The 23,703-nt window shown below is 41.1% G+C and carries 25 protein-coding genes; 10 read left to right on the top strand and 15 right to left on the bottom strand.

Going from position 1 to position 23,703, the window contains the following annotated elements:
* The first annotated feature begins 58 nt into the window (after positions 1–58).
* From FTU66_RS08890 to FTU66_RS08875, 4 genes are all read left to right on the top strand, one after another.
* Positions 59–1,090 (top strand): lipase secretion chaperone, encoded by a 1,032-nt coding sequence (locus tag FTU66_RS08890; protein ID WP_180112689.1) that lies wholly within the window; start codon positions 59–61, stop codon positions 1,088–1,090.
* A gap of 398 nt (positions 1,091–1,488) precedes the next feature.
* On the top strand, positions 1,489–2,409 hold the full coding sequence (locus tag FTU66_RS08885) for a triacylglycerol lipase (protein ID WP_228278957.1): 921 nt from the start codon (positions 1,489–1,491) through the stop codon (positions 2,407–2,409).
* Between the two features lie 208 nt (positions 2,410–2,617).
* Entirely contained in the window at positions 2,618–3,586 is a 969-nt protein-coding gene (locus FTU66_RS08880) for a triacylglycerol lipase (RefSeq protein ID WP_180112688.1), read from the top strand.
* A gap of 102 nt (positions 3,587–3,688) precedes the next feature.
* Positions 3,689–4,669, top strand: coding sequence for a triacylglycerol lipase (locus FTU66_RS08875; RefSeq protein ID WP_180112687.1), 981 nt, complete (start codon positions 3,689–3,691; stop codon positions 4,667–4,669).
* 68 nt (positions 4,670–4,737) lie between these two features.
* Here FTU66_RS08875 and rplS read toward each other — a convergent pair whose 3' ends face one another.
* The 12 genes from rplS to ispH all read right to left on the bottom strand — a co-directional run bounded on the left by rplS (position 4,738) and on the right by ispH (position 15,955).
* The gene (rplS, locus tag FTU66_RS08870; protein ID WP_004974529.1) at positions 4,738–5,109 is read right to left on the bottom strand and encodes a 50S ribosomal protein L19; all 372 of its coding nucleotides are present in this window, start codon (positions 5,107–5,109) and stop codon (positions 4,738–4,740) included.
* Between the two features lie 181 nt (positions 5,110–5,290).
* Positions 5,291–6,031 carry a tRNA (guanosine(37)-N1)-methyltransferase TrmD gene (trmD, locus tag FTU66_RS08865; protein WP_180112686.1) on the bottom strand — a complete coding sequence of 247 codons (741 nt, stop codon included), beginning with the start codon at positions 6,029–6,031 and terminating at the stop codon, positions 5,291–5,293.
* Between the two features lie 42 nt (positions 6,032–6,073).
* Entirely contained in the window at positions 6,074–6,622 is a 549-nt protein-coding gene (gene rimM / locus FTU66_RS08860; RefSeq protein ID WP_180051418.1) for a ribosome maturation factor RimM, read from the bottom strand.
* Positions 6,623–6,649: 27 nt separating this feature from the next.
* Positions 6,650–6,907, bottom strand: coding sequence for a 30S ribosomal protein S16 (gene rpsP / locus FTU66_RS08855; protein ID WP_004974526.1), 258 nt, complete (start codon positions 6,905–6,907; stop codon positions 6,650–6,652).
* Between the two features lie 138 nt (positions 6,908–7,045).
* Positions 7,046–7,480 (bottom strand): type IV pilin protein, encoded by a 435-nt coding sequence (locus FTU66_RS08850; protein ID WP_180112685.1) that lies wholly within the window; start codon positions 7,478–7,480, stop codon positions 7,046–7,048.
* Complete coding sequence (locus FTU66_RS13725) at positions 7,474–8,109, bottom strand: type IV pilin protein (protein WP_180112684.1); 636 nt, start codon at positions 8,107–8,109, stop codon at positions 7,474–7,476. The genes FTU66_RS08850 and FTU66_RS13725 overlap by 7 nt, the downstream gene beginning before the upstream one ends.
* Positions 8,110–8,114: 5 nt before the next feature.
* Positions 8,115–12,080 (bottom strand): hypothetical protein, encoded by a 3,966-nt coding sequence (locus FTU66_RS08840; protein WP_180112683.1) that lies wholly within the window; start codon positions 12,078–12,080, stop codon positions 8,115–8,117.
* 9 nt (positions 12,081–12,089) lie between these two features.
* Positions 12,090–12,845, bottom strand: coding sequence for a hypothetical protein (locus FTU66_RS08835; RefSeq protein WP_180112682.1), 756 nt, complete (start codon positions 12,843–12,845; stop codon positions 12,090–12,092).
* A gap of 10 nt (positions 12,846–12,855) precedes the next feature.
* Entirely contained in the window at positions 12,856–13,854 is a 999-nt protein-coding gene (locus tag FTU66_RS08830; protein WP_180112681.1) for a PilW family protein, read from the bottom strand.
* Between the two features lies 1 nt (position 13,855).
* Positions 13,856–14,359 (bottom strand): type IV pilus modification protein PilV, encoded by a 504-nt coding sequence (pilV, locus tag FTU66_RS08825; RefSeq protein ID WP_180112680.1) that lies wholly within the window; start codon positions 14,357–14,359, stop codon positions 13,856–13,858.
* Positions 14,356–14,841 carry a Tfp pilus assembly protein FimT/FimU gene (locus tag FTU66_RS08820; RefSeq protein WP_180112679.1) on the bottom strand — a complete coding sequence of 162 codons (486 nt, stop codon included), beginning with the start codon at positions 14,839–14,841 and terminating at the stop codon, positions 14,356–14,358. Before FTU66_RS08820 ends, pilV begins: the two co-directional genes overlap by 4 nt.
* A gap of 163 nt (positions 14,842–15,004) precedes the next feature.
* Positions 15,005–15,955, bottom strand: a complete 951-nt coding sequence (gene ispH, locus FTU66_RS08815) for a 4-hydroxy-3-methylbut-2-enyl diphosphate reductase (RefSeq protein ID WP_180112678.1) — start codon at positions 15,953–15,955, stop codon at positions 15,005–15,007.
* 133 nt (positions 15,956–16,088) lie between these two features.
* Between ispH and gmk the strand changes: the two genes are divergently transcribed.
* The 6 genes from gmk to bfr all read left to right on the top strand — a co-directional run bounded on the left by gmk (position 16,089) and on the right by bfr (position 20,982).
* A complete protein-coding gene (gene gmk, locus FTU66_RS08810; protein ID WP_004974513.1) occupies positions 16,089–16,712 on the top strand; it encodes a guanylate kinase in 624 nt (207 codons plus the stop codon).
* Between the two features lie 76 nt (positions 16,713–16,788).
* The gene (gene rpoZ, locus FTU66_RS08805) at positions 16,789–17,070 is read left to right on the top strand and encodes a DNA-directed RNA polymerase subunit omega (protein ID WP_004809957.1); all 282 of its coding nucleotides are present in this window, start codon (positions 16,789–16,791) and stop codon (positions 17,068–17,070) included.
* A 223-nt stretch (positions 17,071–17,293) separates the two neighbouring features.
* Complete coding sequence (locus FTU66_RS08800; RefSeq protein WP_180112677.1) at positions 17,294–19,396, top strand: bifunctional (p)ppGpp synthetase/guanosine-3',5'-bis(diphosphate) 3'-pyrophosphohydrolase; 2,103 nt, start codon at positions 17,294–17,296, stop codon at positions 19,394–19,396.
* A 123-nt stretch (positions 19,397–19,519) separates the two neighbouring features.
* Complete coding sequence (locus FTU66_RS08795) at positions 19,520–19,903, top strand: RidA family protein (RefSeq protein ID WP_004809961.1); 384 nt, start codon at positions 19,520–19,522, stop codon at positions 19,901–19,903.
* Between the two features lie 172 nt (positions 19,904–20,075).
* Positions 20,076–20,270: a bacterioferritin-associated ferredoxin gene (locus FTU66_RS08790; protein ID WP_004974511.1), complete on the top strand. Its 195-nt coding sequence runs from the start codon at positions 20,076–20,078 to the stop codon at positions 20,268–20,270.
* 247 nt (positions 20,271–20,517) lie between these two features.
* Entirely contained in the window at positions 20,518–20,982 is a 465-nt protein-coding gene (gene bfr, locus FTU66_RS08785; protein WP_096901270.1) for a bacterioferritin, read from the top strand.
* A gap of 165 nt (positions 20,983–21,147) precedes the next feature.
* On the opposite strand, the gene FTU66_RS08780 is transcribed toward bfr, so the two are convergent.
* The 3 genes from FTU66_RS08780 to FTU66_RS08770 all read right to left on the bottom strand — a co-directional run bounded on the left by FTU66_RS08780 (position 21,148) and on the right by FTU66_RS08770 (position 23,632).
* Positions 21,148–21,441: a type II toxin-antitoxin system RelE/ParE family toxin gene (locus FTU66_RS08780; protein ID WP_070153485.1), complete on the bottom strand. Its 294-nt coding sequence runs from the start codon at positions 21,439–21,441 to the stop codon at positions 21,148–21,150.
* Complete coding sequence (locus FTU66_RS08775) at positions 21,434–21,676, bottom strand: type II toxin-antitoxin system ParD family antitoxin (RefSeq protein ID WP_004974509.1); 243 nt, start codon at positions 21,674–21,676, stop codon at positions 21,434–21,436. Before FTU66_RS08775 ends, FTU66_RS08780 begins: the two co-directional genes overlap by 8 nt.
* Positions 21,677–22,000: 324 nt before the next feature.
* Positions 22,001–23,632 carry a PglL family O-oligosaccharyltransferase gene (locus FTU66_RS08770; RefSeq protein WP_180112676.1) on the bottom strand — a complete coding sequence of 544 codons (1,632 nt, stop codon included), beginning with the start codon at positions 23,630–23,632 and terminating at the stop codon, positions 22,001–22,003.
* Positions 23,633–23,703: the final 71 nt, after the last annotated feature.

Below are 23,703 nucleotides of genomic sequence, written 5' to 3'. Positions count from 1 at the left end.
TTTATGGCATATTGAAACCCGATTAAAAAAATAAAACGGATGAAACAGGTGCATCGGAATGCAGAAAAATAAAATATGGATTGTTTTAGCTGTTGTGATTCTAGCCATCGCCGCTTTGGTGTATTGGCTGATGCCGCAGTCAAGCACATCTGAATCTACTTCTCATGAACAGACTGCAGATACACAAAGTGCTGAACAGATACGCATGCAGCAGGCCATGCACAATAACGCTGCTGCGTCATTTTTAAGTCCAAGCCAGCAAGATACCGAAATCAATTGTCAGCTCCGACTAGATTCAAGCAACCGCCTGATCGTTAATGAACAAACCCGCAATTGTTTTGAATATTTTATTACCCAATATGGCGAAAAGAGCCTTGAAGCAATCAGTACAGATTTTAAAGCCTATATTACGCAAAGCCATAAAGAGCCTGCTTTATCGCAAATTTTAGATTTATGGCAGCGTTATTTAGACTACAGAAATGCGTTGGGGCAACTGCAAACACCGAACTTGAGTCAGGAAGATCCGCAATATTACCGCAGCATTTTTAGCAATATGCAAAATCTGCGTAAACAGTATTTTTCAGATTATGAAATTGAAGGTTTATTTGGTACGGAAGATATCTACCACGAATACACCTTAAAACGCATGGCGGTGATGGATGATAAAAAATTGTCCGAAGCTGAAAAAGCGCAAAAATTACAGGAATTATTTAAACAACTCCCGCAAGATTGGCAGGAGAATTTAGAGCAGTTAAATACTTTACAGGATTTGCGCAGTTTAACCGCAGCAATTAAAGCACGTGGCGGTTCTGCCGCAGAAATTCGTGACATGCGTCTAAACTTGGTAGGCCCAGAAGCTACTCAGCGTTTAGAACAGTTAGATGGACAACGTAGTCAGTGGAAATCTCGGGTACAAGGCTATTTGACTGAGCGTGATCAGATCATGAAAAGCGGTATGAGCCAAAATGCCAAACAACAAGCGGTACAACAACTGCGCACCCAGCATTTTAGCAACCCTCAAGAACAATTACGTTTAGACACTTTTGAACAAGTGCATGATCAAGGCGGCAAACTACCTTTTGCAGATTGAACAATCTGCTGTATTCAACTGCAAAGAAATAGGGCACATCACTGCCCTATTTTTTATTGTTTCAGTGTACCCTTTCACACATTTCAAGCAAGATATTAAGTTACGCATATACTTAATATTTAAAGACATTTGTATATTAAATTATTTTTACAAATCTGTTTATTCACAGCCTAGAACTGTCCTCAAATGATATGTTTTTTATGTATGGCACATGGAAAAATATCGAATCGTACAAAAAATAGTCGTAGATGACTACCAACAGGCAACAAAGACTAAGCTGTAAGGGAGGCGCTTAGATCACAATTTTTCACCATAAAAATAAAGAACACAGGATTGTTATGACCATGATCAATTACACACGTGCCCTTTCACTGGCAGCAATCGGCTGTCTATACGGAATGACAAGCACAGCCCAAGCAGCGCCAAGCGTTTTAGCTGTTCAGGAACGAGTCAAATCAGACTATGCCAAAACCAAATATCCATTGTTAATGGTGCATGGCTGGCTAGGCTGGTCACGCATTGGCAATGAAACCTTTAATATGGATTATTGGTATCAAATTTTGCCTGATCTGGCACGCAATGGCTCTACCGTTTTTGCAGCACAGCTCTCGCCTGCACATCGTACAGAATTTCGCGGTGAACAGTTAATTGCCCAAGTCGAAGAAGTCATGGCCATCACAGGCAAGGCCAAAGTCAATTTAATTGGTCACTCGCATGGCGGTCCAACGGTGCGTTATGTGGCTGCTACCAAACCTGAATATGTTGCCTCAATTACAGGTGTAGCAGGTACATTCCGCGGTTCAAAAGTTGCCGATGATATTCAGAACAATCGTTTATCACGTACCGCTTTTAATATTTTGGGCGATTATATGGTCGCACCACTGATTAGCTGGGCACAAGCTCAACCCGACATGCCTATTGATTTTGATGCTTCAATGGCATCACTCACTGAAACGGCCTCTGCCGATTTTAACAGACGTTTCCCAACCACAGCGCTTGCTGCCAACTGTAATACCAGCGGTGCCAAAGTAGATCGTGGGATTCATTACTATTCTTGGACAGGTGTTTCACAAACCACCAATTTACTGGACATTGATAGTATTTTAATGCAATTAGGGCCGTTGTCTTATGGCCACAAAGATAATGACGGAATGGTCGCGCGTTGTAGTACCCATATTGGCCATGTGATTCGAGACAACTACCGACTGAACCATACTGACCTAGCCAATATGATGTTTGGCTTAACAGGGATATTTTCACCAGACCCTGTAACTTTATTCAGACAACATGCCAACCGTTTGAAACTTCAAGGTTTATAAGGTGTTTATCTACCTCAGGTTTGATTTTGCCCATTAAACGTGTTGTCACGGGTATCACTTGAATATCCAAAAAAGTTGTACCACCACAATGCTTTTTTGAACACCATTTATCATTCAGGGCTTGCTTTATGGCAAGTTTCCTGAATAATAAAAATTGACAATAGATGTTGTCATGCTAGGAAAGCACAATAAAAATAGAGGATGTTATATGAAATATGGACTATTCATTGCAGGCTTAATTGCAGCAAGCACATTCACCACTGCACATGCATCAAATGCAGACCAAGTGAAATCCAACTTTGTTTACTCTAATTATGCCAAAACCAAATATCCAATTGTGTTTACTCACGGCATGGCTGGATTTACAACGATTGGTAACGACCAACTTGGTGTCGACTACTGGTATCAAATTTTACCGAATTTAGCACGTAATGGTGCGAACACTTGGGCAACCCGCGTATCTCCGTTTAACTCATCAGAAATTCGTGGTGAGCAACTGGCTCAACAAGTGGATGAAATTCTGGCAATTACGGGTGCAAGCAAAGTGAACTTAATTGGTCACTCACATGGCGGACCAACAATTCGTTATGTAGCAGGTGTAATGCCATCTAAAGTAGCTTCACTCACTGCGGTAGGTGCACCAAACAAAGGTTCACCAGTGGCTGACTTTATTTTAAAAGCACAAGGCACACCACTTGAACAGCCCTTAATTGATATGGTCAATTTGGTTTCCAAAACGATTACTTGGGCACAAGGTTTAGACCCAAACAGCTATCCACATGACTCATTGGCAGGAGCAAACAGCTTAACTTTAGCTGGCTCAGCAGAATTCAACAAAAAATTCCCAATGGGTATGCCAACCACCAGTTGTGGTGAGGGCGCTTATCAAGAAAAAGGTATCCATTTCTATTCATTTACAGGTACCAGTGCAGTCACCAACTTACTTGATCCAGATTCAGCCATGTTAGCCACCAGTTTACTCATTGATAATGGTCGCGATAACGATGGTCTGGTTTCACGCTGTAGTGCTAAATTTGGTCAAACTGTTCGCGACAATTACCATTGGAATCACTTAGATGAAGTCAACCAACTGTTAGGTTTAAAAAGCATTTTTGCTCCAGACCCAGTTGATGTCTATCGTCAGCATGCCAACCGTTTAAAACTACAAGGTTTATAAAAATCACCTCAAATCCCTGCTATTGCCAAATGCTCTAGCAGGGATTTTTTATATCTCCACCTCAACAACACACCAATAACTTATCTAAGAATAAAAAAGCCTATGAAAATAACGCACCTTCTCACTGTTGCGGGTTGTTTATTACTCAGCAGCAACTTTAGCCATGCATCCAATTTACAAAAAGTGGATGCACCTTTCATACTTTCCAGTTACGCCAAAACCAAATATCCAATTGTGTTTGCACACGGTATGGTCGGTTTTAATCGACTTGGCAGCGATGCACTGGGTATGGATTACTGGTATCAAATTTTGCCTGATCTAGCACGGCATGGCGCACAACCTTGGGCGGCACGCATGTCACCCTTTAATTCTAGCGAAGTCCGTGGTGAACAATATATTCAACAACTCCAAGAAGTTATGGCCACTACAGGTGCAAACAAGCTTAATTTAATTGGACATAGTCATGGAGCACATGCTGTTCGTTATGCTGCAGGCGTAATGCCACAACACGTTGCATCGGTCATGACCATGGGCGGTGCCAATCAAGGGACTGTCGTAGCTTCCGATGTGCTTCAAGTTGCCAACAGCACAGGTACGTCTGAACTCCTCAATCTACTCATCAGCAGCTTTGGTAAAGTTATTTTGTGGGCACAAGGTTTAGATGGCGATGCCTTTCCACATGATGCACTTGCTGCAGGGCAAAGCACCTCCATTGAAGGTACAGCCGAATTTAACCAACGCTTTCGTGTAGGCTTACCCTTAACTGCATGTGGCGAGGGCAAAGCCTATGAACAAGGCATGTATTTGTATTCAATGACAGGCAATAAAGCCGTTACCAATCCATTAGACCCGAGTGATGCAGCGATGCAAGCCCTTGATTTGCTCTCTGCCCATAAAGCAGGTAAAAATGATGGAATTGTATCTGTATGCAGTGCTAAATTTGGCAAAACCATCCGTGATGATTTTGCCTGGAATCACCTAGATGAAATTAATTTATTGTTCGGCCTTAAAGGAACATTTGCACCCGACCCTGTTGCCATCTATCGCCAACATGCCAACCGCTTAAAATTAAAAGGCTTATAAACTCAAATTTCAGACATAAAAAAATGCGCCTAGACGGCGCATTTTTTAGCTGTAAAGCAAAGTTAAAATTAACCTTGTTTACGTGCTGGTAATTTCTCACGAATACGTGCAGCTTTACCAGACAATTCGCGTAGGTAGTAAAGTTTAGCACGACGAACGTCACCACGACGTTTCACTTCGATTTTAGCAACGATTGGAGAGTGAGTTTGGAAAACACGCTCAACACCAACACCGCTAGAAATTTTACGTACTGTGAACGCAGAGTTCAAACCACGGTTTTTCTTCGCAATTACCACACCTTCAAATGCTTGAAGACGCTCACGATCACCTTCTTTTACTTTTACTTGAACGATAACTGTATCGCCTGGTGCAAAAGCTGGGATGTCTTGCTTAAGCTGTGCATTTTCAACAGCTTGTACTAAAGGATGCTTACCACTCATGGGGTATCTCCAGTATGTGTGGGTCAGAAGAGGTCTGATTTCCACTGGGTCTAGAGGCTAAAGCGCATAGGCCCGATTGACTTTCCCTTTATGCCTGACCGCTTCAATGCATAAAGAGCCTATTTAAGACTACAAACCAACTGCCTGTAGCCATGGTGCTTAGATAAACCAATTATTTGGTCTACCCTTGCGAATCTTTTAGCCATTTTTTTTGCTGCTTGCTCAACTCAACTTTTTCAATCAACTCAGGTCGACGCTCTAAAGTCCGTTGATAACGCTGCAAAAACCGCCATTTTTCAATATTGGCATGATGACCCGACTTTAATACTTCAGGCACATCCAACCCTTCAAAATGGTCTGGCTTGGTATATTGTGGGCAATCTAAAAGACCATCCACAAATGAGTCTTGCACATGAGATTGTTCATCAGACATTGCACCCGGAAGTCTCCGGATAATACTGTCTAACAACACCATCGCTGGTAGTTCACCGCCCGATAAAACGTAATCTCCAATTGACCATTCCTGATCGACATAATGCTGAATTAAACGCTCATCGACACCCTCATAACGACCACACAATACAATTAATCCATCATATTCAACGAATTGCTGTACTGCAGTCTCATTTAGGGTTTTGCCTTGTGGTGACATATACACCACTGGCACATGAACTGCACCCGCTTGCTGTGCAAGATTTTTGGCATGCTGGATTGCTTGCGCCAAAGGCTCTGCCATCATCACCATACCTGGACCACCACCAAATGGACGTTCATCCACCCTTTTGTAGTTGCCCTGTGCATAATCACGTGGATTAATGCAATGAATTTGCATCAATTCACGTTTTGCTGCACGTCCGCTAATACCGTAAGCTGTAATCGCTTCAAACATTTCAGGAAAAAGCGTAATGACTGCAAAAAACACCGCAGACTCCTCTATTTTCCTGCTCTGCGAATCCTGAATGGATTAATAATCTACGCCCCAATTTACGTAGATGCGACCCGCTTCGAGATCAACGCGTTGTACCACATCTTTATGCCATGGAATCATACGCTCTTCGCTATCGACGCTATCGGCAGTTGCGCGAACTACCATCACGTCATTGGCACCTGTTTCAAACAATTCATGGATTTGACCGAGGTTTACTTCTTGTTCGTCATCGTCCAGACCTAACACTGTTAGACCTTTTAAATCAGACCAATAATACTCGTCCACGCCTGGTTGAGGCAGTTGCGCTTTTGAAATCCAGATATTTGCGCCAACCAAGTTGTCTGCTGCGGTACGATCACTCACACCTTTTAAGCTGACCACCAAGCCTTTGCCATGTGGTTTCCAACGTTTTACATCTGCGACTTGCCAACCTGCTTTGGTTTCGATGTACCAAGGCAGGTAGTCAAATATATTGCTCATTGGTTCTGTATTGGAATAGACCCAGAGCCACCCATTTAATCCATAAGCTGAACGTAGCTGTCCAATCTGAATACGATCTTCGGGCACATTCTGTGTTGGTGTCATGGGCTACCTACTACTTAATTAATTAAATTATGCAGCAGCTGCAGCTTTCTTCGCTTGAGCAGCTAAAGAAGCAACACGTTCAGAAGGTTGAGCACCTTGTGCAACCCAGTGAGCAAAACGGTCAGCATCTAAACGAAGTTTTTCTGCTTTACCTTGAGCTGTTGGGTTAAAGAAACCGATACGTTCGATGAAACGACCGTCACGCGCATTGCGGCTGTCAGTTACAACGATTTGATAGAATGGACGCTTTTTAGCACCACCACGAGTAAGACGAATAACTACCATGATACAACCTTATAGTTTTTACGGATTATCCCTGTATCGACCATCGATACATTTCAAACCCCTTTCATAGAGGGCAGTATTTTACGTGAAATTTGCCCTGAATGAAAGATCAAAACGTATTTATCCGCAGATTTGAATTTATTTACCGTCCCAGTTGGAATTTGGCGACAATGCACAACTTACTGCTCCTTTCGCCCAGTATTTTTCAGATTTATTGTTCAAACACATCCACCCATCACCCGCCTGCAAGGTTCCTGTGATTGGCTTTGCAATTAAAGTCCAACTTGTTGCATTCGTCAAAGCCGCGTCAAAACTTAAACTATACAAAGCAGTACCTTGTTTAGGAGTAACCGTTGATCCATATATTTTAGAAATTGTTGCCCCCGAAAAAGAACCATTCATCCCTTTATAAGCATTCATTCTTTCTGCAATGGATGTCATCTCTGACTGGGCTTCTGCTCGGTTTACCTTGATTTTATATTGTTGATAAGAGGGATAAGCGATAGCTGCCAATATTGCAATAATTGCAACAACAATCATCAATTCTATAAGCGTAAACCCTTGCTTTACCATGATTCTGCTCCATCTTCTTCAGTACCGCATGAGGTATAACTTACTTTCGTGTAATCTTTTTTATTCATACACTTAGTACCCAAGCTATTTAATAAAAGACCATAGTTCTTTTGATCTAAACTTTCTGCTTTTATTGCCCAACTACTTCCTATTGCAAACATGTCAGCCTGTGTTGATTTATTAAAATCTATCTTTTTATTCAATAAATCCGTTTTAATTTCAGGATCCTTGATGGTATTGGTTACATTCCCTTCTTCATCTTTGCCAAACTCGCTAACTATATAAAAACCAATAATACTTAATTTATAGCTGGGATTAGTCGAATGAATAGGGAGTGATATTTGCTGTTTTACCGTATCAAAGTTAGAACTCAAAACACCATCTTTATCTCTGTATAAATAACTTGCTTCAAAACCTTTATAACTAAAGTTTTTAGCTTTATGCCGCTCCAATTGCTCAGCAAGCTTTTGCATTTCCTGTTGTGCTTGAGCCAAATGTGAACGTTGTATATAAAGCTGATAACTCGGCAAAGCGATTGCAGCAAGTAACGCCACAATCACCACTACCACCATCAACTCAATTAAAGTAAAACCTAAATGTGACTTATTCAGTGAAAAAACTGGTTTCATTCTTTTCACTCCTTAGTCGAATATCGTTCATACCAACGATGTGGAATAAAATTCAATGGTCCACCTGCAGGTATAAAGCGCTTACCAGGTGCAAGACAATCATCCCCTACGCAGGTTACATTCGTTGAATTAGGGTCTGGAATAACAATACCCTTACCACTTGTTGGTTCAGACATTGGTCCAACATTTAAGCTCACAATACCTGAACCCAAATTGTATTTATAGTTCGCCATTTCAGGACAAACACCTGTAGGTAAACAAATACGCTGGGTAAAACTTTGCCCTTTAACACCTGCACCACATGTTGAGGTTGTACCAGCTTCTGCTGCATCAAACATAGTCACATAAAGATTTCCTTCCATTGCAACCAGTGGGGTAAGACCTTTTATCACACCCGCACCTTCTGTTTTAGCTGCACCAGTAGTACTTTCAAATTTATGCTCAAATTTATAATACCACCCTCCCCAACCACTGGTCGGGCTAATGGCTGCACCACGATTCGTCGTTGCAGTTTTACTATTTACCAAGACAGATAAAGGCATTAACTTATCTAGACTTATACCTTCACCCGCTGCTGCTATAGTTTTATCTGCGCGTGATGAAGCTGGATAATATGTACCCGTCGGATGGATATCATATTCATACAACGCATAAACACCATCGAACTCCAATCCTGAAGAACTAGTCGTTCCTGTAGTCGTCGGTGAATCGTTAGTGGCTAATAAAGGAGAGCTTTTATTTCCTGAAAGGAAGGATGCTACGACAATATTCCCCCCTTCGGTTCCCCCTGCGCTATGGTGAGCAGTAAAGACTGGCGGGTAGTAAAAGCGAGGACTGGTACCTTTATCATCTTTATGTAAATTTAAAATACGGGTAATCTGAGGATTAAACACAAAAGAACCATCACCTTGAGGTTGATTTAAGTCAACACGAAACGCCTGTCCAGCCAAATCACCAAAGTAAACATGATCGACAACACCATCATTATTACGGTCAATGGTTTTAATTTCACTCACGACACTATATTTCAAAGCGTCATGTTGTGTATGCTCCACATCACCATTCGCTTCTGTTTTACTGGCATACCATAATAACTCGCCATTATCGGCATCAAACATATACACACCCGCACCGATTTCATTGTCTTGTTTATAATTATAGTGCTCATAACCCGCATAGCCTGTTCTTACACCATCACCATCATACAGGCCATCACCATCATCACCGCCAGCATCATAACCACCGCCCACAAACATGACTAATTTACGCTCTCCATTCCAGTTCACGTAATCAAGTTTTGGCTTAGACCAACTTTGCCCCATTTTAGCCAAAGCAGCATATTCTTTTGTGATCACAACCGGGTTGCCATCTTCATCATACCCCAAACGTTTGACTGAACTTGATGTAGGATCAATATGGAATTTAATTTTAGGACTGCTGCTGGATGAATCATCTAAACCGGTTAAATCTAAAGCGTAATAACTACGTCCTCCCATCCGCAGACCACCATAAACCCACTGTTTACCTTGTAAATTTTCTTTTTCCCCTTCTAAACCGCCTGCAACATCGCGCACAACCCCATCAACGGTTAGAGTTCCATCATCTTTACTCACATAAACGGTATGGGCTGCCCATTCACCATCTACCCCATAATAAAGAGCATTTTTACCATTATCCCAAGCACCAGCCCCTGACTTAAACAATTCATATTGTTTTTCAGCCATTTCTTTAGGTAAAAAGCTAAATTTTTCTACCCCGGTTTTGGCGTCTACAACGTGCAGTAAACCTTGTGTTGTCCCAAATAGCACATAGTCTTTACGGTCTGTAGTATCGACATAGACATTACCTGATGTTGCATCTTTCACAGCAACGGCTTTACCACTTTGGGTAAGTAACACTGGCAATGAGTGTAAAATACTGCCCATTTGTCTTAAGTTTGCTGTTGCGCCTTCCAAGTTTTCACTTGCTGAAGCGATGTTATAACCTAACAAGCTCATTAAACCTTTAATGCGTTCTGGGTTGTCTGTTTTGGTTTTTTCATCTGTGGTGTATTGATGGGTAATTCTTACTAGCTGTAAATTTTGAGAAACTTTTTCTGTACCAGAAGCAGCCTCATTAAAATCATAATCGGTTAACAGTTTACGTCCTGTAAATGTATCATCATTTTGCTGTGTACCCAGCGGAAGTTTAGATAATGCTCCCCATTTCGCAAAGGTCGCTGTTCCTGAAGGGTAACTGGTGCTATCCCCCCAAATATCTTTTAAATCCTGTAAAACACTTTTTTTGACTACTAATGAACTAGCAGACCCTGCTTCTGAGGCATAAACACCATTATTAACCACATAGTATTTTTTTAAATTACCAAACCAAAGTTGTTGATCATCTCCATCATCCACTTTAGGTTCAAATTGAGGGAAATATGAAAATGCCTGAAGCGATTCTGGGTTTAAAGCATCCGTCGGAATAGTGGAAGAACCTGTACTAATACCGCCAATTGTGCCACTGACATTCCCAATAAATTCATTTAAGCTTTCAACAATTTCCTCAGACTCTTTTGCAGCAATAAATCCACCCTCACCATAACCACGACCTTGGGTACCCCAGTCATAGGCATTTTTAGCATCTTGATTCATTTCATCATAAGAGCCATCAAAGTCTGAACCAAAACCAACTACTGCCGTTAGTACAGAACGTTTAGCTTCATCAACACCTAAAGCATTTTTAATAACTTGTGGATCATTTAAAGACTTGGAAAATGAACCAATAGCTTGCCAATCAGATTTCGCATATCCATATCCACTGCCTAAATAAGCGTTTTCATTTTCTCCTCCAGAAAGTCCACTACTGAAACTATAACTTGTACGCTTTAAGGCTTTTGCCATTAGATTAGATGTGTCTGTAGATTGAGGTGTTTGAGGCTTACCATCAGTTAAAAAATAAATTCCCTGACCACTGCATTCTGCAGCGCTTGCAGATTTATCTAATGGCGATACATAATTATTATGTATATCTACTAAAGTAGCATCTTGGAGTTTAGAAATATCAATTCCACTATAAGCCCCTCCACCAGTAGTAGTGCCTAACAAATAGGCAGCCGCTTCAGCATATGCAGCCGATGTAGGCGTCCCTCCTCCTCCTTTAAAGTCACTACTTTTAATTAGATTAATAACAGCCTGTCTTTGTGGAGAATTTAGGTCACCCCAAGCTTTTGCAGGAATACGAATATAGCCTCTTCTATTAATATCTATTCCTGTACCAATATACGGAAATAACCCTATACCTATCTTGACATCTTTTTTAATTCCTTTTTCACCTTCCTCTGTAGTAGGATCATATACAGGCATAGTCGCTAGCGTATATAAAGCATCTTTTAGACGACTTAAACGATCGTAAATTTTTTTATCATTTTCTTGCTTATAATAATAATTACTACCATCCTTCAACATATTAGAAGGGATTTCAGGTTTAGGAATTTCTGTTGTACATACAGAGGTTTTAAATGAACCATTTTCACCGCATGAGTACCACTTTTCGACAGGTACAGGAGTGCACCAGTAGTCATACCAACTACATGTCTTTTTAGGTATTTGTCGATAATAATAAGTTTTTACATCAGCTGTACAAAATCTCCGTGTGTAACCACCAGCAGATGCCGACAATGTTTCTCTATATGATGCTGTGTTTGAATACTTTTTATCTGTAGAACCTTCAGGATAATCACATGCGCTGCTTCCTGCTTCAGATACATCCATACTACCAGATGTATCCAACATCATAACTACTACACCAGAAGCGGATGACTCGCTTGGCTTAGTATAGATTTCAATATCACTGGCGTAACTGGTACTGCTTTGAGCAATAAGCAAGGTCATTGCACCTGCCAAAGTAGTTAACTTGAACTGATGTCCAAATTCTTTAGCTCGTGCCTTCACATCTAGCACATTAGCCTGATGATTTTTTAAAGTTTTCATATTCATCTCCTAAGAGGCTTTCAGTGAACGCAAACTGTATTCCATATCTTGAGTACTATATGGAACATTATTTCTTGCCAAACAATCGGTCACGGTATCGTTTTCAACCAAAGGATCAACAAAACTGGTGTGATTTTTCAAACAATTATTGACTTGTTGAACACTGGCTGAACTTAAATTTGGAAGTAAAGAGGTTGCAGTAATCACCACACGCTGAATTCCCGTACTCTTTGAGCTTTCTTTGTCATCGCCTTCCATCATGTGTTCCCAATCTCGATCTGTATCTGCTGCACGCACAGTAACCTGAGTCATTACAGCTTGGCGACCACTGATAAAATCACCACGAGTTGTTTGACAAAAACCATTTTGTCCCAAATCGGTATTTACAATTTTCTTATTCTGCCAATACACAGCGCTGGCAATACGACTCCCAGAAAAGTTATCTGTCACATTGCCTCGTACACAAAATACTAATTCTTTACCTTTATTTTCAGGACGTAGCGCATAAGCCAACATACCATCACCAATACGCATTTCAGCAAATTGCAAAGCATTACTGGTTTTGTTCTCTAAAGTAAAAAAAACAGAGTCACTGTTTTGAACCAATAATGCACTCGCTTGGGCATTGGTTGAAATATTTAAAGAGGTAATACTGGAACGAATTGCCCATGTACCCGCAATTGCAATCACAATCAACATGACCAGCACGACAATGAGTACTGAACCATTTTGGGAGTGTCTATGATTTACTTTTGGTAGATTCATTCTCAACTCCTTACTTCGCGATACCGAAACCATTACGTATCGCAATGGTTTGTGTAACTACATTTCGCATATACAACTTATTTTTGTCATGTGGAATTAATTTCGCCCCGGTATCCCCGGTATTTAAAACTTGATATTCTTTATCAGCATTAAATAAGTCATTATTTCCCACGGTATTCTTAGAACGAACTAACAGCCCTACTTTGACTGCGACAATCTGCGGTTTCACGGCACCCGTAAGCTTTTTATAATCATCAATTGAAATTTGACCAAAACAATCTAACTGCCCATCTGCATCTGCATCTGCCGAACAAGTGCTATTCATTCCATCTCTTGCAACAACCAATTGCACACTTAAATGATCCACTCTAGGAATCATAATTTGGCCATCACCAGATAAATCAATTTCTGCAGGCTCGTCCCCCATATAGCTAAAAGCTTTACATGCCAAAGCCAATGGTTTATTTGGGTCTCCCTTATTCGTGTCATTTCTTAAAAAATAGCGTTGTACCACATACGCATCTTTTACAATTTGGCGACCCTCACAATCAAATTGATTACCCATTGAATTTTTATATTGGATCACCAATTGGTCACTTGCTTGCCCCACTAAGTTAGATGATTCACTTACCGCACCCTCAGACAAAGCATTTTTAAGTGTAATGTCTAAAGTTGTAGTAGGTTTGCCATCCTCATCAATTTTAATTTTTTGGGTATAGTTGCGTGCGTCTAACACGATTCCCCCATGAAGAACCGTATCGTTAATCATTGGTTCAACCGCATTTAAATTAGCCAAGCGTATTTCACGAACAAATGTTTCCAAGCCAAACAATGAATCATTCTGCAAGTCAGAAAGTGCCTGTTGAGTAGATACACCTTTTTGCCCTGTTAAAGCCAACTGAATCGCAATTGCACTAACAATCAGCCCTAGGGTAAGCGCAATCATAAGTTCTAAAAGAGTGAAGCCGCTTTGTTTGGAAAATGAAAAAAGCTTTTTATTCAAACTCATTTTAAAAAGCCTCCATAACCAAGCATTTAGAATTCGCTACATATGCTCCAGTCGAAGCATCAATACAAGCATCTAAGTTACTGTCTATATTGGTATCGCCCCAAGCAACATAAATACAGTTCAAACTACTACCAACACAATTATTGATTTTTACAGTATGGCCAACTTCAGCTGCTTTCTCAGTAATCTGACTAGAATCAACCTCTGCCATTTCTTCACTAGAACAATTCGGCAAATAGTCTTGCTCACTTCCTACACAGCCACTTTTTTCAGTCTTGGCATTGATTGCTGCTTTATACTCAGGTAAGGCCAACCTATTTACCCTCATACGTTCAGCTAAATCACGCGCAATATTAATAGCAACTGTGCGATCGGTTGCCTCATTTGCTGCATCCATAGCTCTCAACTGCAAACCAACAAAGCCTAAAATACCAATAGCTAACAAAAGCAAGGCAACCAAGACCTCCATTAAGCCAACACCTTTTTGTGTATTCATATTGCTCATGAGCACACTCCTAATTCGATTTTTTCTACAGTGCCATTCATTGAAAGTGTAATCGTTCGACTTTGATTTATTTTTGAATTACATAATTCAAATTTGAGCGGTAACAACACCTGTAATGTTCCTGGATTATTAATCGTTTTAGTTCTCTGCTGTGGAATCCCGACTGGACTATAAACAACATCAGAAAAATCAACATCCATGGCATTTGAATTCATATCCACATCGTCATATTTGGGTATCCAGTAACGAACTTCTGCTGTGTTTGTTCCACTTTCAAATTTTACCGTCACATTTTTTCTTAAAGTTGTAGCTTGCGCTCGTGCATCACTTAGCACCAAAGACAGCTCACGAATTGAGGTATCTAAATGTCGTTTTGCAATCAAATCCCCAAACGAAGGAGCCGCTATCATCGCGATAATCGCCATCACCGCAATCGTCACCATCAACTCAATTAAGGTGAACCCGTTTTCTTTTTTTCGCATACTCCCCCCAAGACACAGACTTTGCCCTATTAAAAATAGTAACCAACAACTTTACAAAACCCTCACACTTCAGGATAAAAGGCATAAAAAAGCAGATAACCGTCATTCAACGGTTATCTGCCTATTTTTAATCAGTTTTTTAAAGTGTTATATGCTTCGCAGTTTAAGCCTGTGTTACAGGAATACGTAACTCTTTGGGCAAACTAAAGGTAATATTTTCTTCACGTCCAGCCAACTCTTCAGGTGCTGTTGCGCCCCAATCCTGCAAGCGTTGAATCACCTGTTTAATTAAAATTTCAGGTGCAGATGCGCCCGCAGTCACACCAATTTTTGTATTTGCTTTAAACCATGCTTGGTTTAATTCATCGGCATTATCCACCAAGTAGGCTTGTTTCCCCATACGCTCTGCAAGTTCGCGTAAACGATTAGAGTTAGATGAGTTTGGAGAACCAACCACCAACACCACATCACACTGATTGGCTAAGTCACGCACTGCATCCTGACGGTTTTGAGTGGCGTAGCAAATATCGTCTTTACGCGGTCCTTGAATATTTGGATATTTTTGGCGCAAGGCATCAATCACTTTGGCAGTGTCATCAATCGACAAAGTAGTTTGCGTCACAAAAGCCACTTTATCTGGATGCTGAACCGTAAGTGCAGCCACATCATCCTCATCTTCCACCAAATAAATGTCACCGCCATTTTTCTTATCGTACTGCCCCATCGTCCCTTCAACTTCGGGGTGTCCTTCGTGACCAATTAAAATCGCCTCTGTGCCTTCACGCGCATATTTGGTGACTTCAATATGTACTTTGGTGACCAACGGACAAGTGGCATCAAATACTTTTAAGCCGCGACGCTCCGCTTCTTGCTGCACCGCTTTAGATACGCCATGTGCACTAAAAATCACGATATTGTCATCTGGCACTTCATCTAGCTCATCGACAAAAATTGCACCGCGCTGACGCAAGTCATCTACCACAAATTTGTTGTGAACCACTTCGTGACGCACATAAATAGGTGGGTTAAAACACTCAAGGGCACGATTTACAATCGCAATTGCTCGGTCTACACCTGCACAAAAACCACGTGGATTCGCCAATACAATTTCCATAGAACCCTCTATGTTGAAGTTAATAGGTGGGATGTTTTAAAATTTATGCCAACAAAAGCCATCTTGGCTATTTTGTTTAAGGGGCGTCTACTCTAAAATAGAGAAGATATTTTATCATATCAGGAAAAATATCATGTCGGGTCTATTGTTTGTCGTTTCTGCCGCTTCAGGAACAGGCAAAACATCCCTCGTTAAAGCCCTGCTTGAGCGTGTGAATAATTTACACGTTTCAGTTTCTCACACAACACGTGGTCAACGTCCCGGCGAACTCGATGGTGTGCATTATCACTTCACGCAAAAACAAGATTTTATCGACTTGGTAGAGCAAGGCGGTTTTATTGAGTATGCAGAAGTGTTTGGCAACTATTATGGTACCGCGCAAGCCACGGTTAAAGAGCAGTTAGCCAAAGGTCACGATGTGTTACTTGAAATTGACTGGCAAGGCGCTCAGCAAGTACGCAATCTTTTTCCTGAATCGAAGCAAATTTTTATTCTTCCACCAAGTCAGTTTGATTTACGCGAGCGTTTATCTAACCGTGGCACCGATGCTGTCGATGTGATTGAGCATCGTCTAGGCTGCGCAGTTGAAGACATGCAACAATATGTCAATTTTGACTATGTGATTATTAATGATGACTTTAATAAGGCTCTGCACGATTTAGAATCGGTGATTACGGCTAATCGTTTGGTGATGGCGCAGCAGGCACATCGTCATCAAGCCTTGATTCAAAAGTTAATTAGCCCGCCAAGCGCGTGATTAAAACTTGAGTCTATAAGCAAAGCACCTTATACTGCACAGTCTGTTTAAATTTATTATTCGAACGAGAATTCTTATGGCACGCGTTACCGTTGAAGATTGTTTAGACCATGTAGACAACCGCTTTGAGCTTGTACTAGTGGCAAGCAAGCGCGCGCGTCAATTGGCACGTCAAGGCATAGAACCTACCGTTGAGTGGGACAACGACAAACCTACCGTTGTTGCTTTACGTGAAATTGCAGAAGGTCACGTTTCTAAAGACATTTTGAAACAACGTGATCAAGACTATCAAACTTCGAGTCTTGACCTTGCACTTTCTGCAAATAATTTGAATTTAGATGGTTTTTCTTTCCAATAAGAACAACTTTCTGAAAAAGCCTAGTTTTTTACTAGGCTTTTTTGTTGCCTGAACTTTAATCTTGGGCCAAAAACCGTTATAACATAAGGAGTAAGACCCTGTTTATTAGTGCCAAATTTATCACTATTTTGGCATGAAAAAAAATTGACAAGTCATGCAATATGCTTTTCATTATAAGGTCTAACTCTAGATTCGTTATCACTTGTATTTTAAAGGGTGTTATATGCCAGGCACGATGGTCAGCCAAGCCAAACAACAGCTTCAAGCCATGATCGAACCTTACCTTAACGTAAGTGAAGTCGAACAGGTGCTTACGGCTTGCGATTATGCTGAGCATGCGCATGATGGCGTTACCCGTAAAAGTGGTGAACCTTATGTGTTACACCCGATTGCGGTGAGTTGTATTTTGGCACACATGCGTTTGGATGCCGACACGCTCATTGCTGCGCTATTGCACGATGTCATAGAAGATACCGACTACAGCAAAGATGACATCACAGAAAAATTCGGACGTACCGTTGCTGAACTGGTCGATGGTGTAACCAAACTTAGCCATTCGAGCGACAAGGAATACAACAAAGCCGCATCGTTCCGTAAAATTCTGCAAGCGACCTTACAGGACCCACGTGTCATTATTGTGAAACTGGCAGACCGTTATCACAACATGACCACATTAGATGCGCTGCGACCAGATAAACGCGCACGCATCGCTCAAGAAACCTTTGATGTATTTGTACCCATGGCACGTATCGTGGGTATGAATGAAATGGCAGATAACCTTGAACATCTGTGTTATCAAAACCTTGATTTAGATATGTATAACGATGTGCAAGCCGCCCTGTTGCACACCAAGCCAAAACGCTGCGAATACCAATCTAAATGGGAACAAAACCTTGCCGACCTGCTACAAAACAATCAAATTGCAGGCCGTATTAAAAAGAAAAATAACAATATTGAATTACTGCGCCACTTTGTTAAAAACGATATTGATCTGCAAGAACTGACCCACAGCCACGCCTTTGAAATTATTTTACAAAGCATTGCTGACTGTGACCGTTTGGCTGATATTTTACGTGACAGCTTTCAGGTCTTGCATTATGAAGATCATATCCGTCGCCCACTGCCAGGCGGCAACCAATCGCTCATGATGCGTCTAAAAGGCGAGCAAACCACCTTATCACTCACCATTCAAACCGAATTGATGCGTAAAGCCGCACGTTTTGGTGTGGTCTTGGGTGAAAACGCACCGCAAGCCTGCCGTTCTGCCATTCAAGCCTCTATGCAAAGCTTGAACGTGTTGATTGATGGTGAATGCGCTAAAACTACATTTAGCGATTTACTGGATTATCTGCACCAAGAAAAAATTCATGTTTATACCCCGCACGGACATTTACATGAATTGCCGCAAGGCGCCACCGCAGTTGATTTTGCCTATGCAGCCAGTTTGTTCTTAGGTAACCATGCCGTCGGTACAAAAATTAATGGTGAAAGCAAACCACTTTCCACACCACTCACCAGCGGACAAGTGGTCGAAATTATTACTGATGTTTTAGCCACACCAAACCCAGACTGGCTGAGTTTTATTAACACTCAAAAAGCCCGACGTGCCTTACAAAATATTCTGCGTGATCAGGATATTGAAGAACAGCGTTTGGTGGGTCAGCAAGCGCTTAACCGTGCACTGAAATTATTTAATCACTCGATTCAAGACTTGACCGAAGCAGATTGGTTAAATGTGTTGCAATGGCGCCATATTGACTCTAAAGACCGTTTATTTGAGCAAATTGCAGTCGGTGATTTATTGCCACAGTTAGTGGCAAATCACATTTACGCTCTCGATCAGGACAGCAGCGAACATTCTGACCGTCTGATTCAAGGTACAGAAGGTATTGACGTGAAATATGCGCACTGTTGCAACCCTGTACTGGGCGATCCGATTCAGGGTAACTTGTCACGCCGTGGCTTGATTGTGCATCGTGCGCGTTGCAACAACTTACTGCATGAGCAACATCAACATCCTGAAAATATCATGCCGCTACAATGGACCTCGGAAGATGTTGATGACGTGAGTTTTACTGCTTATCTCAGCATTGATATGGATATGAATGACGAACAAATCTCCGATTTGATCTATCAATGTCGTAAGGCCAAAACGGGAGTAGAAATGGTACGCAGCCACGATGGCAAAACCTATGTGAATATTGTAGTGAATAACCGTAAGCAAATTGCCAAAATTATTCGTGATTTGCGTATGCACTTCGGGTTCCCACGAATTAGCCGTTTAGCGCGCCCCATCAGCATAGCAGAAGAAGCCAAAGCTTGTTAATTTAATGTGGCTACATAGTTTGACTGTGCCGCACATTCACCGATTTTGCATTATAGACTCATCAGGCTACTGAAATGCAGTCGGATGGTCTATGATGTTCGTACATTATTTTAGGAGAAATCAATGTCTCGCCAAGTCATCCATACTGAAAATGCACCTGCAGCAATTGGTACTTACTCTCAAGCCATTTTAGTGGGCAATACTGTTTATTTATCAGGTCAAATTGGTTTAGACCCGTACAGCATGGAATTGGTAGAAGGCATTGAAGCGCAAATTCGCCGCGTATTTGATAACTTAAAGGCCGTTTGCGAAGCGGCGGGTGGCTCTTTGGCCGATATTGCCAAGCTCAATATTTTCCTGACGGATTTATCACACTTCCAATTGGTCAATCAGATTATGGGTGAATATTTTGCACAACCTTACCCTGCGCGTGCAGCCTTAGGTGTGGCCAGCTTACCTAAAGGTGCTTTAGTTGAAATGGATGGCGTTGTGATTATCAATTCATAAGTCATTATCATTCAAATACTTAAAAACAAATAAACGATGCCACCTATTAAGTGGCATTTTTTAATTCAAAAACCCAATTACAATAAATGACTTTTCAAATGATTTTTATTGACAAACGATAATAATTATCAATAATAACACTTATCTTATTTCAATTATTGTGGTTGCATTCATGTACGTTTGCTTATGCCGTGGTATTACAGATCAAGACATTAAAGAAGCCGTTGCCAATGGTGCAGACAGCTATCGTGAAATTCGCGATATGTTTGACTTGGGCACTTGTTGTGGTCGCTGTGCACCTGAAACTCGCGCTATCATTAGCGATGAAATTGCACAAATTGCGTCTCGTCTTGCCGTTGCTGCCTAAAGCTGCCGTTTTATTGCTCTCCCGCATTTCAGTATTATAATTTTTACTCAGTGTTTCCTCTCCCGCTTTCGACTACAGCGGGTTTTTCTTGTCTTACATTTCTTCACACCGCCTAGCTAATTGTTTTTGATTGCGATTTTCATTTGCCGTTCTATAAATCACTCGCCATTTTGCCCAGTCTTGTTTAAGATAGAAATATAGATTGCCTTAAGCGGTTTAAGGCAGAAATTGTTGATGGAGTGCTGCAATGAAAGGCAATCGCGATGTGATTAATCAGTTAAACCAAGTTTTGTATCATCACCTGACTGCAATTAACCAATATTTTTTACATTCACGTATGTTTAATGATTGGGGCATTGAACAACTCGGTTCGGCTGAATACAAAGAATCGATTCGTCAAATGAAGCATGCCGATAAAATTATTGAGCGTATTCTGTTTTTAGAAGGTCTGCCAAATTTACAACATTTGGGTAAATTATATATTGGTCAGCACACTGCTGAAGTGCTGAATTGCGATGTACGAAAAGTCAAAGAGAATATTGAAGCGATTCAAAAAGCGGTGGTTTTGGCAGAGCAACAACTCGACTATGTGACTCGTGATTTGGTCCAGGAAATTCTAGAAAAAGAAGAAGAGTACTTAGACTGGGCAACTACACAACTTGATTTGGTTGAAACTGTGGGTATTGAAAACTATATTCAAAGCCAACTCTAAGATTCATCTGGTTTAGATAACTCAAAAGACTGGTTTTCCAGTCTTTTGTTTTTTGGGGCACTTTACCTAAAATTCAGTATCTTGCCTATCTCTAATGAAGAAGCTCTCAATATCAATATATTTTACTGATGCGCATTTTAAATTCTTGGATTTATAAAAAAGTATTTATAACGCAAAAAAATGTTTCATGGGTTGCATCTGTTGATGCAATATCCGAATAATAAAAATTCCATAATCCTGTTTTTTATAAAAAATAGCATGTTGATGATGATCGTGACGGCGTATTCCCTCGCCAATATCTACACATGCATAACCAATCAGCGGTGAACTCACTAACAAATGAAAGGTATTTTCCAAATGTTGCGTGTATTGGTCAGCTTGAGCTACACCAAAATTAAGTAAGGTATATTCATAAATAGCAGTGAAGTCGTCGACAGCTAAATTTGATAGCTTATACACGATGCTTCTGCTTCACTTGAGCCGCAATATCTTTTAGGCTAAGTGTACTTTCTCCACTGTTCTCACCTGCTTCAATCGCTTGCTTTAAAGCTGCAGTTTGATTTTCTTGCTGCTCCAATAATCTTAGTGCAGATCGCATCACTTCACTGGTTGAACCATAACGTCCAGATTCAATCAGTTTGCTCACAAAGTTATCGAGTTGTGGGCCAATTGTTACACTTGTAGTTCTCGCCATCAGCATGCCTTATTGTGTGAATAGATCATACAATTCTAACACAACTCCCTTTATCTGAACAAAATTTCAGCATCTCTTTAAATTTTCGCACATGAAATCAATTTTATAATGAATACCCCTCTCTTTTTTGAAGAGAGCTTGAGAGAGATTTTCAACATTGAAAATTTTCACCATATTTAGCTTATATTTTTTTAATCCCTCTCCTTGCGCCATACATGGCTCACCTTTTTAAATCCCCCTCACCCCCCTCCTTGCACCATACATGGCTCACCTTTTTCAAAGGGGGAAGCCACAAAAGCATATTCTTAAAATAGAATACTTAAATCAGCGCGGCTTTGCCTCATCCAATAAAGTCGCATAATCTACATTAACCTGCCACAAAGTGCTTAACAACCATAATTGCTTTTTGGCTTCTGCCTCATAACCGTTAAATGCTAATACGCGTGCATATTTCAATAAATCGTAGCGGGTTGGGTAATTCAACACAATTTCATGGATATCCTGCAATTGTTCAGGCGTTTGCAGGCTATACGGATTTAAACGTATCCACGCAATGCGGCGGTTAAATTCTTCGAGTACCCAAATACGCTCTTGATGGGTGATTTTTTCAGGTGTCTGTTCATAGCGTACCGACTGATTCAATTTAGGCACCATCACCTCATAATCACGATAAATCAGCATCAACAACAATGCACCAATCACAAAAGTCGTGCGTAAATAAATTGCAGATAAAGTGAAGCTTTTAAACACCCGTTGTGATTGAACCATGCCGATAATAAAACCCACAGGCAGCAAGAAGTAGGCATAGTTTTGTGGAAATTCCAGCATGGCATGTACGCTAAATGCACCGAGCATTAAAATCCCCACAACCGATTCCACCGACTGAGTATCTTTATGCAGTTGGTAGCCCCAATAGCCCAGATACGCCAAAAATGGCACGCCCAGTAACACACCATTCCAGAGTAAAAAGTCCAAAATAAAATTGTGTGCGCTACGGATCCACACAGGGCCTTGCACAAATTCACTAATCGTGACATACGCCACACTGGTTTGATGCCAACCATAACCCCACCACGGTTGATGCTCAATCGCAGCGAGCATTTGCTGCCAAATTGCCAAGCGTGACATATCACCTGTGGCGCGCTGTACCACATCACGAGATTGCACCGAAAGGTCTGCACTTTGTGAGAGCAATTGACTAAAAGCAGGTGCGATAAAAATTAACCCGATAAATGCTGCAAACCACAGTAAGCTATAGCGCCATTTAATCCGCATTACGCCACGGTATTGTTGATAGCTCAAATAGGTCAAGAGACACAGCGACGCCAACCACGAAGTCCGTGATTGACTCAGTACCACCCCGACCAAAATCATGGCAGCAGCAATCACAATCCACACGGTTTTAAGTTTTTGTTTTTCGTATAAATATAGACATGCCATAAGCGACATCACTAAAAAGGTCGCCATGTTATTGGGTTGGGCGAAGTTGGCATAAGGGCGCTGTCCAATTTTTATATCCACCATGATTGGCAGGTATTGATCGAGTGTGAGCCACTGGCAAATCGCCATCAGTGCGGTGATGCTGCCTACACCCAATAACACATAACTGAAGCCTGCGAAGATGCGTTCACGTTCGCTGTTGGTTTGCGTGAGGTTGTAGCCAAAAATGATTGCTAACCAAAAACTGAAGATATATACGCTACTGAGCAAAGCTTTATCAAAGAAGTAGACTAAGCCAAGGCCCCACTGAATGAGTGGGACACTGCACAGTGCCAGTAAGGGCAGGCTGATTTTGGGTATCTGTAGTTTTTCTTTAAAAAGGCTGGCTGCGAGAGCAAACAAGGCAAAAAATGCGTAGAGTTCGCCTGTATAAGTAACCCACGGACGGTAGTGAATGGGCAATAGCCATGCAAGGGAGATGAGGATGGCAGCCAAAAGTAGCAATGCAGATTTCATAGGAAAATAGACCAAAAAACTGGCTCTATCTTATATTTTTTTAGGCAAGATGATAGTGCTTTGTGTAGCAA

This window comes from Acinetobacter sp. YH12131 (assembly GCF_013418635.1).
Classification (GTDB): Bacteria; Pseudomonadota; Gammaproteobacteria; order Pseudomonadales; family Moraxellaceae; genus Acinetobacter; species Acinetobacter towneri.
The sequence above is the reverse complement of the archived record's forward strand: the minus strand, read 5'-3'. Positions and strand labels throughout refer to the sequence as shown.

Coding starts and splice junctions, on each gene's coding strand:
- FTU66_RS08890 (WP_180112689.1), top strand. CDS start 59: ATGCAGAAAAATAAAATATGGATTGTTTTAGCTGTTGTGATTCTAGCC.
- FTU66_RS08885 (WP_228278957.1), top strand. CDS start 1,489: ATGACAAGCACAGCCCAAGCAGCGCCAAGCGTTTTAGCTGTTCAGGAA.
- FTU66_RS08880 (WP_180112688.1), top strand. CDS start 2,618: ATGAAATATGGACTATTCATTGCAGGCTTAATTGCAGCAAGCACATTC.
- FTU66_RS08875 (WP_180112687.1), top strand. CDS start 3,689: ATGAAAATAACGCACCTTCTCACTGTTGCGGGTTGTTTATTACTCAGC.
- rplS (WP_004974529.1), bottom strand. CDS start 5,109: ATGAGTGGTAAGCATCCTTTAGTACAAGCTGTTGAAAATGCACAGCTT.
- rimM (WP_180051418.1), bottom strand. CDS start 6,622: ATGACACCAACACAGAATGTGCCCGAAGATCGTATTCAGATTGGACAG.
- rpsP (WP_004974526.1), bottom strand. CDS start 6,907: ATGGTAGTTATTCGTCTTACTCGTGGTGGTGCTAAAAAGCGTCCATTC.
- FTU66_RS08850 (WP_180112685.1), bottom strand. CDS start 7,480: ATGGTAAAGCAAGGGTTTACGCTTATAGAATTGATGATTGTTGTTGCA.
- FTU66_RS13725 (WP_180112684.1), bottom strand. CDS start 8,109: ATGAAACCAGTTTTTTCACTGAATAAGTCACATTTAGGTTTTACTTTA.
- FTU66_RS08840 (WP_180112683.1), bottom strand. CDS start 12,080: ATGAAAACTTTAAAAAATCATCAGGCTAATGTGCTAGATGTGAAGGCA.
- FTU66_RS08835 (WP_180112682.1), bottom strand. CDS start 12,845: ATGAATCTACCAAAAGTAAATCATAGACACTCCCAAAATGGTTCAGTA.
- FTU66_RS08830 (WP_180112681.1), bottom strand. CDS start 13,854: ATGAGTTTGAATAAAAAGCTTTTTTCATTTTCCAAACAAAGCGGCTTC.
- pilV (WP_180112680.1), bottom strand. CDS start 14,359: ATGAGCAATATGAATACACAAAAAGGTGTTGGCTTAATGGAGGTCTTG.
- FTU66_RS08820 (WP_180112679.1), bottom strand. CDS start 14,841: ATGCGAAAAAAAGAAAACGGGTTCACCTTAATTGAGTTGATGGTGACG.
- ispH (WP_180112678.1), bottom strand. CDS start 15,955: ATGGAAATTGTATTGGCGAATCCACGTGGTTTTTGTGCAGGTGTAGAC.
- gmk (WP_004974513.1), top strand. CDS start 16,089: ATGTCGGGTCTATTGTTTGTCGTTTCTGCCGCTTCAGGAACAGGCAAA.
- rpoZ (WP_004809957.1), top strand. CDS start 16,789: ATGGCACGCGTTACCGTTGAAGATTGTTTAGACCATGTAGACAACCGC.
- FTU66_RS08800 (WP_180112677.1), top strand. CDS start 17,294: ATGCCAGGCACGATGGTCAGCCAAGCCAAACAACAGCTTCAAGCCATG.
- FTU66_RS08795 (WP_004809961.1), top strand. CDS start 19,520: ATGTCTCGCCAAGTCATCCATACTGAAAATGCACCTGCAGCAATTGGT.
- FTU66_RS08790 (WP_004974511.1), top strand. CDS start 20,076: ATGTACGTTTGCTTATGCCGTGGTATTACAGATCAAGACATTAAAGAA.
- bfr (WP_096901270.1), top strand. CDS start 20,518: ATGAAAGGCAATCGCGATGTGATTAATCAGTTAAACCAAGTTTTGTAT.
- FTU66_RS08775 (WP_004974509.1), bottom strand. CDS start 21,676: ATGGCGAGAACTACAAGTGTAACAATTGGCCCACAACTCGATAACTTT.
- FTU66_RS08770 (WP_180112676.1), bottom strand. CDS start 23,632: ATGAAATCTGCATTGCTACTTTTGGCTGCCATCCTCATCTCCCTTGCA.